Below are 8550 nucleotides of genomic sequence, written 5' to 3'. Positions count from 1 at the left end.
GTGTTGTGCACAGCAAAATATAGGGGAGGTGTCCGAAGAACGGAGGGGTTAAAAAACTGCGACAGCAACAGCAATAAAATCAAATCGCAACCTCTCCCCCTGCCGTATCCCGCAGCATTGCGGGGTGTGGCGCAACGATATAGGGGGAGTGCCCTCAGGGCGAGGGGGTTAAAACAGAAACAGAAAAACGAAAAGATTGAATCTGCGATGAGTAGAGGAAAAAGATTAAAGGAGACATTTTGAACAGCCTTTCAACCCCTCCGTCACTTCGTGCCACCTCCCCTATCGCACATTCGTGCGCAGAGGAGGAGGTTAATACTTTCGGCCGTTTCTTCGGTGAGGGGCTGGAATATACAAGGACAATCCCCTCTAATTATCGACTGAACCGTAGATAATATGCAACCGACTTAGATAAAAAGAGCAAAGGTTGGTATGCCTAAACAAAACACAAACCTTTTTCTCAAAAAATAGGACTATCCGTTGTACAGACAGCCCTATCCAAAAAAGTCTTTATTTACTATAATTACAACTCTATATCCCCATTGAACACTTCGTGCCACGGCAGACCTTGTTTGTTGAGCTGTTCCATGAAAGGATCGGGATCGAATTCCTCTACGTTATAAACGCCCGGTTTTTTCCACTTGCCGGTGAGAAACATCATGGCTCCGATCATAGCAGGAACGCCCGTGGTATAGCTCACACCCTGTGCTCCGGTTTCGAGATAGGCAGCATGATGGCTGCAATTATTATACACATAATAAGTAAGTTCCTTTCCATCTTTTCCAATACCCCGAATGCGACAACCGATAGAGGTCTCTCCCGTGTAATTCTTACCGAGGTCTCCCGGATTGGGCAAAACGGCTTTAAGGAACTGGATAGGTACGATCTCTACTCCGTTGTACATAATAGGATCGATACGCGCCATACCGATATTCTGAATCACACGCAAATGAGTGAGGTACTCCTGCCCGAAAGTCATCCAAAAACGAGCACGTTTAATCGTAGGATAATTTTTAACCAGCGATTCCAACTCCTCGTGATAAATCAAATAGGATTCTTTGGGGCCTATATTAGGATAAGTGAGAGGACGATGAATCTCGTGCGGCTCTGTCTCGATCCATTTTCCGTTCTCGTAATACTTACCTTTTTGGGTTACTTCCCGGATATTGATTTCGGGATTGAAATTGGTAGCGAATGCCATACCATGATTACCGGCATTGCAATCGACAATATCGAGATATTGCATCTCTTTGAAATAATGTTTCGCCGCATAGGCCGTATAAACCCCGCTCACACCCGGATCGAATCCGCAACCGAGAATAGCCGTCAACCCGGCTTGCTCAAAACGTTCCCGATAAGCCCACTGCCATTTATATTCGTATTTAGCTTCGTCGAGAGGCTCATAGTTGGCGGTATCGAGATAATTGACACCGCAATGCAAACAGGCATCCATAATCGTCAAGTCCTGATAAGGCAAAGCCACATTGACAACGATATCGGGCTTATGCTTTTTGAACAATGCCACTAAATCCTCAACCTTGTCGGCATCGACACGGTCGGTCACGATACGATTGCCGCCAATGGCATCGGCTATGGCATCACACTTGGACTGCGTGCGACTTGCCAAAACGATTTCGGTAAACACATCGGGATTCTGCGCTATTTTATGCGCCACCACCGTTCCTACTCCTCCGGCTCCGATAATAAGTACTTTTCCCATTTTATATCTCTGTTTTTTTTATTCGTTATTCATTTCCACACTCAAAAACGATGCTCGACACAAACCCTTTTTTCTTCTTCCAAGAAAACGACTCATTCACCTTTATCGGTATCGGACGTCAGGTCGAGCACCTCCTTATCCCCGCTTTTATCGAAATACTGCTTCCTTAACGGAGACGCTGTTATTTCTTTATAAAAAGAACGATTACGGAATACATCTATCGCCAAATAAAGAGCGTGACGGAACGACTGCTCGTCGGCTCGGTTCTGTCCGGCTATGTCGTATGCCGTACCATGATCGGGAGAAGTACGAACTACCGGTAATCCGGCCGTATAATTCACCCCGTCTTCCATCGCTATCGCCTTGAAAGGCGCCAATCCTTGATCGTGATACATAGCCAACACACCGTCGAATTGACGATAATGTCCGGTTCCGAAAAAGCCATCGGCCGGATAAGGGCCAAAACAAAGCATTCCTTTGGCATTGGCCTCTTGAATGGCTGGCTTTATGATTTCAATCTCTTCTGTTCCCAAAAGTCCGTCGTCTCCGGCATGAGGGTTTAACGCCAACACGGCAATCCGAGGCTTTACCACACAAAAATCCTGCCTCAACGACTGTTCAAAAATTTGCAACTTTTCAAGAATGGTTTCCTTCGTAACAACAGACGAGACTTTCGAAACAGGCACATGCCCCGAAACCAAAGCGACCCGTAAAGTATCGTTCAACAATATCATCAACGCCTTTTGTCCGTTCCCCAAGCGACGTTCAAGATACTCGGTATGTCCGGGAAAATCAAACTTATCGGACTGTATGGCATGTTTGTTTATGGGAGCCGTCAACAATACGTCTATCGAACCAGCTTCCATATCGGCAGCAGCTCGTTCAAGAGCGGCATAAGCAGCCTCCCCTCCTATTGCCGTAGCCTTTCCTATTTCCACTTTCACATCGTCGTCGACACAAGTAATCAAATTCACTTTATTTTCATCGGCTGCCGATGCATCGCTAATAATATTAAAATTAACAGCCGGAATATCGAGAGCCTTCCGGTGATAGGCGGCAACCTTAGCCGAACCATAGACGACAGGTGTACAAAGCTCCACGATATGTGGGTCGGACAATGTTTTGAGGATAACCTCATACCCTACTCCATTGATGTCACCCTGGGTAATCCCCACTTTTATTTTACATTCCATAACTCCAAATCTTTATAACTTAATTTTCTCGGCATACGATCACCGACCTAATTTGAGCTCACTAAGGTAACAAAAATCCACGATATACCCTGCCGGATATAAGAACTATTTAAAACCCCGATTCTATTTCTTGTTTTTCTCGGCCGTAGACAACATACCGCAAGCCGCAAATATATCTTCTCCTCTCGAAGCCCGTATAGTCGCCACGACTCCACGATTATTCAATCGATCCCGAAAAGCCTCCATCGATTGCATATCGGTACTTTTAAGAGTTACCCCCGGGATAGCGTGAAACCGTATCAGGTTCACCCGACAATCCATACCTTTCAACAAACGAGCCAATGCATCGGCATGATCCAAACTATCATTGTACCCGTTAAACAAAATATATTCGAAAGAAAGCCTACGTTGGTGAGAAAAGTCGCGCCGACGCAATAAATCCAAGACATCGGTCATCGGGAATGCTTTCTCCACAGGCATAATTCGCAAACGCTCCTCCGGGAAAGGAGAGTGAAGACTCACGGCCAAATGGCATCGGCTCTCATCGAGAAAACGACGTATGCCGTTCAAATGGCCTATCGTAGACACGGTGATTCGCTTCGGACTCCATGCAAAACCCCATTCCGATGTAAGAACAGACAGAGCCCTCATCACCTCGTCGAGATTATCAAACGGTTCCCCCATACCCATAAATACCAGATTCGTCAGTTTATCGCTATACTCCACCGAAAGAATCTGATTAATTATTTCGGCAGAAGACAAGCTACGCTTAAAACCCTGTTTTCCGGTCATGCAAAAACTACAATTCATCTTGCAGCCCACCTGCGACGACACACACAAAGTAGACCTGTCGCGATCGGGAATATAAACCGTTTCCACAAAATCATCGCCTCCTACCCGAAAAAGATATTTTATCGTTCCATCGGTAGAACGAAGAGACTGAACCGGAGCCTCCCGGCCTATATCATAGCGCTGCGACAATAACTCCCGATGCTTCAACGAAAGGTTCGACATGCCCGCAATATGATCTATACGCTTTTCATAAAGCCACGAAGCTATCTGTTTCGCCGCGAAACGAGGCAGTCCGTTCTCCTCGGCTACCGTCTGTAACTCCTCTAACGTTTTTCCCAACAAATGTTCCTTTTCCATGACTATCGAGAGATTCTACAACACAAATGCAAAGTGCGTGTATCGAGCCGACAGCCACGATATACGCACTCTGTGTTTATCAAAAAATCCGTTTATTAGAAGAAACGAATCATCGTATTTTCTATTTCCGCTTTATCCCGAAGAACTTCCATCAAGCGACTATTGATGAGATAGCCGTAATTCTGCTGAATCTTCTGAGTTTCTGTCTGGGCATCGAACGGTTGTTCCGAAACGGTTTTGTCCGTAACCGTAAACACATACACCCCTCTCGATCCCTTCACTGGACCTACGAGCTTTCCATTCTCCGAAACGGGAGCCAAACCGCTCAACACCGGTTCGTAACCGACACCTGCGATAGACGGGGAAGAGAAAGACACGAACTTGGCGCTATCCACTTGTGCCTTCATAGCCTCGGCATATCCGGCCAAAGAATTGAGATTCTTCGATTTCAAGTCACCGATAATCTTCTCGGCTTTCTTATCGTTACGAATCTGCATAGCCAATATATCTTTCACTTGTTCCAGAGGAGCATATCCTTCTTTTGTAATGTTGTCAAGAGCAGCAACCACGAACGAGTTATCGAGCGTAAAGATTTCCGAAACCTCGCCTTTGTCGGTATTAAACGCCCAACGAATGGCTTGACGGGCATCATTGATTCCGGGTAATGAATAATCTTCGGCACTGCATTCATAGCTGTTAACCGTATATCCGGCCTCTTTTGCCCCCGTATTGAATTTCTCTGCATTATTATTGGCTGCACTATAAGAAGACAACTGGTTATAAAGAGCGGTATGAGTTTCTGTACTGGGATTGACAGCCAAAACATAAGCCGCTACTTTGGCTTTTTTCACCGGAGCCGTACGCGACAATATTTGTACAATGTGTTCCCCGCCCAAGCTCTCGGCCTTGAAATAACCGTTTCCATTCTCGCTAAATACTTTGTTGATGAAAGGTCTTCCCACACTGGAAGCCATATTCTCCATTAACCAAATTTCATCATTCCCGTTGTATTTCGGGGCAAGTTCGGCGAAACTTCCTCCATGATTCAACACATTTAAAACGCTATCGATCTCTGTCGAACGGGGTTGAAACGAAAGCAAACGAACTTTGATAGAATCCGGGGCGACCTTCGTATCCATCAAACGATACATCGTATAAGTATCGTTTTCGAATTCCATCGGAGACGATTCATTTACACTGGCCGTTTGTGCAAATTTTTTCATTTTTTCGGGCATCGACGAAATAGCCACGAAAGAATCGTCATAAGACTCATCGGAATTATTGGCGATAAAAGCTACCACATCGTCCGTCGTAGCGAATACCGATTCGTTCATTTCTGCCTTTTCCTTAGCTTTGGCATAATCGGCCTCACTGGGTACGATATTTACCGTGATGTATTTGATCGAACGACGTTCGGGTGTTTTATAAAACGACTTCATCTTGTTGTATTCGGCTTTAAGCTCACTGTCGCTTACAGCGATCGTCGAATCGGCAATCGATGTATACGGTTGTAAAGCATAAGCTATATTGGCCGAAGTTTTATTATCTTCGAACGAATTTTCAAGATCCAGCTTATTCGGCATAATCGCACGATTCAATAAATTGGCGAATTTCTGAACGGCACGATTTTGTTTAACCTCCTGTTCGAGTCTGAGCCACATTTGGCGTTGAGGCTCTATTTGCGCGAGCAACTCCGGTGTATTGTATCCATGAGATTCCGGATCGAGAACCACCTGCATAAAATTAAGCAAACCTTGACGGTCGAACTCTCCGGTTTGAGGATTCGTAAAATACTGGCGCACTTGCGGAGATATATTGTCACCGCTTAGCAAGTCGGCAAGTTCTTCTTTGCTGACAACGATTCCCAGTTCTTCAAGTTCCTCGCTCAACAATATTTCATTCACCATCTGGTCATAAACCTCTTGATTGATACGGGAAACATACCCTTCGGGCAAAGTCATTCCGCGTTGTCCATACATTTGTTGTAATTCATCTGTACGTACCTTTACACGTTCTTGAAATTCTTCGACTCCGATATTCGTCCCGTTCACGACAGCGACTTTGTTTTGATTCATGGCGTAGAAGGTATGTCCCGAATTCAGGAAGTCCCCTACGATAAAAGCGAGCAAGGCGACCCCTATAATCACCACGAGCAGGCCGGCTTTACTTCTGATTTTGTTTAACGTAGCCATTTGTTACTTTGAATGAATTTTAGTTTTATATTTTATTATTTTTTTATCCTCTTTTACTAAGGGCACGAAGATACAAAAATTTGGATTTATATCGGCAGCGAAAGTACAAAAAAATCTCTTATTTCTCTATTTTCATGCGTACAAGTTCTATTTTCGTAGCTTTTCGTTGTAAAATAGTAAACCGGTAATTCCCTATTTCCACGGTCTCTCCGAGCCTCGGCAATGTCTGATAATGATACAAGATATACCCGGCGATCGTGAGATAATCGTCCGATTCGGGAATATCCAATCCGAACTCCTCATTGATTCGCTCGATTTCCATACGTCCCGAAAACTCGAATTCGTCGTCGCTCACTTTACGGGCGACAAGATTTTGAGTATCATGTTCGTCCTCGATGTCTCCGAATATTTCCTCGACCAAATCTTCAAGAGTTACCAGTCCGGCAGTTCCCCCGAACTCATCGACCACAATAGCCAAACTTTTCTTCTGTTGCATCAAAGTGCGCATCAACTTATTGGCCAACATGCTCTCGGGAGCGAAAACAGCCGGGCGAATACTCTTTTTCCAATCCTCGTGCCGACGAAACATCTCCGATGCATGGATATATCCCAGAATATTATCGATATTCTCGCGATAAACCACCACTTTGGATATGCCGGTACTGATGAACGTTTGCAACAACTCCTCCACCGTAACCTCGTCGATATCCACAGCCACGAGTTCGGTACGGGGTATCATGCAATCCCGTAAATGAATATTCGAAAAGTCGAGAGCATTTTGGAATATTTTCATCTCCGGCTCCACCGGTTCGCCCGAATCAGATTCTTCTATACTTTTCTGGATAAACGAGTCAAGTTCTATCTTGCTCATCAGGGCTCCATAAGGTTGATGTGCGATCTTCACTCCCCCCAGTCTCATCACGCATTTGGAAACGACAGACGTAAACTTCGAAATCGGATATAAAACGACATAAAGCAACCACACGAAAGGAGAGAAAAAACGCATCGTCGCATTCGGGTTAACACGGAAAATCGTCTTGGGCAAAAATTCACCCACGAACAAAATTAACAAAGTGGACAGCAACGTCTGCATCAAAACGACAAAAGCCTCCTGATTCCACACCAAAGCTATGACCGGCTCCAAAAGAGCCGCCATGCCCATACCGTAAATAACCAAAGCTATATTATTGCCCACCAGCATGGTCGAGATAAACTGCTCCTCGTTTCCATAAAACAGCCCCAATATCTTCGACATCATGCCCTGCTGTTTCATATCCAGTTCAACCCGCACTTTATTCGACGACACGAAAGCAATCTCCATACCCGAAAAAAAGGCCGAGAAAAGCAACGCTATGATAATAATCAAAATCCAATTCATGGCTTTATCGCTTGTTTAGGAACGGCGACACTATCGACCTTCGCCGAATCGGGAGGGACAGAATCCCGCTTGATAGGGAATATACCGCTGGTACGACGGATTTTATACCGGGTCATCTGTTCGTTAGACGTAAACCCATACCCCTCGATGACTTCGTCCGGAGTTTCTATATGAATGAACGAATCGGAGTAAATCTCCCGTTTACGCTGATCCCAAAAGATTTGAGACGTAAGAAAAACCTCTTCTTTCGTATTCTCTATACGCACATTCCGGTCGAGCCGCCACAACTGTTTGTTCTTAAAATAAATAGCCGTATCACCCTGAATAAGGGCCTCGGTAGCGAAAACAGAATCGAACTTCTCCACATGCAATCCCCGAGGGAAATACCAGTATGGCTCTTGGGCGTTCTCATACATCAACCATTCGGGAGCATTGATACGATACCTCGTCACACCCGAATCCGAAATAAGAGTCATGACATCGAGTGTACGCAACGTAGGAACTTCCGCGGCATCTTCGAATCCCTTCACCACTTCGTTCTTAGGCCCCGAACACGCACTCCACAACAAAGGAAAAGCGACAAACGCTACCACCCACAAACGAGAGATACAGATAAACCACCTATCGGTATTTTCTTTTTTTGCCATTCCAGATAAACTATGTCACAAAATTATAAATAGTTACACGGCTCTCCAAATAATCCCACGAAATTATCCTCTTGGCAAAGCCAATCCTTAAAACAGCAGAGGATTCACATTCCACTATCGGAAAGATATTTTAACCTCCCCCCTGCCGTGCCCAGCAGCATTGCGGGGCGCAAAAACAGCATAGGGAAAAAGACCACTTTTCAATCCTCTCCCCCTGTGTTCCTACAAGGAATATAGGGGGAGTGCCCGTAGGGGGTTAAAAAGATAGAGG

The 8550-nt window shown here is 45.1% G+C and carries 6 protein-coding genes; all 6 read right to left on the bottom strand.

Going from position 1 to position 8550, the window contains the following annotated elements; all coding sequences use genetic code 11:
* Nucleotides 1–523: 523 nt before the first annotated feature.
* Nucleotides 524–1720, bottom strand: coding sequence for a saccharopine dehydrogenase family protein (locus tag QVD32_RS12035; RefSeq protein ID WP_021892013.1), 1197 nt, complete (start codon nt 1718–1720; stop codon nt 524–526).
* Between the two features lie 92 nt (nt 1721–1812).
* Complete coding sequence (pdxA, locus tag QVD32_RS12030; RefSeq protein ID WP_021892012.1) at nt 1813–2913, bottom strand: 4-hydroxythreonine-4-phosphate dehydrogenase PdxA; 1101 nt, start codon at nt 2911–2913, stop codon at nt 1813–1815.
* Between the two features lie 123 nt (nt 2914–3036).
* The gene (rlmN, locus tag QVD32_RS12025) at nt 3037–4062 is read right to left on the bottom strand and encodes a dual-specificity RNA methyltransferase RlmN (RefSeq protein ID WP_118687416.1); all 1026 of its coding nucleotides are present in this window, start codon (nt 4060–4062) and stop codon (nt 3037–3039) included.
* A 95-nt stretch (nt 4063–4157) separates the two neighbouring features.
* A complete protein-coding gene (locus QVD32_RS12020) occupies nt 4158–6254 on the bottom strand; it encodes a SurA N-terminal domain-containing protein (RefSeq protein ID WP_195241964.1) in 2097 nt (698 codons plus the stop codon).
* 118 nt (nt 6255–6372) lie between these two features.
* Nucleotides 6373–7632: a hemolysin family protein gene (locus tag QVD32_RS12015; RefSeq protein WP_021892009.1), complete on the bottom strand. Its 1260-nt coding sequence runs from the start codon at nt 7630–7632 to the stop codon at nt 6373–6375.
* Nucleotides 7629–8279: an LPS export ABC transporter periplasmic protein LptC gene (lptC, locus tag QVD32_RS12010; RefSeq protein ID WP_118687414.1), complete on the bottom strand. Its 651-nt coding sequence runs from the start codon at nt 8277–8279 to the stop codon at nt 7629–7631. Before lptC ends, QVD32_RS12015 begins: the two co-directional genes overlap by 4 nt.
* Nucleotides 8280–8550 lie beyond the last annotated feature (271 nt).

The sequence above is a fragment of the Barnesiella sp. genome (assembly GCF_022723415.1).
GTDB classification, from domain to species: Bacteria; Bacteroidota; Bacteroidia; order Bacteroidales; family Barnesiellaceae; genus Barnesiella; species Barnesiella intestinihominis.
The sequence above is the reverse complement of the archived record's forward strand: the minus strand, read 5'-3'. Positions and strand labels throughout refer to the sequence as shown.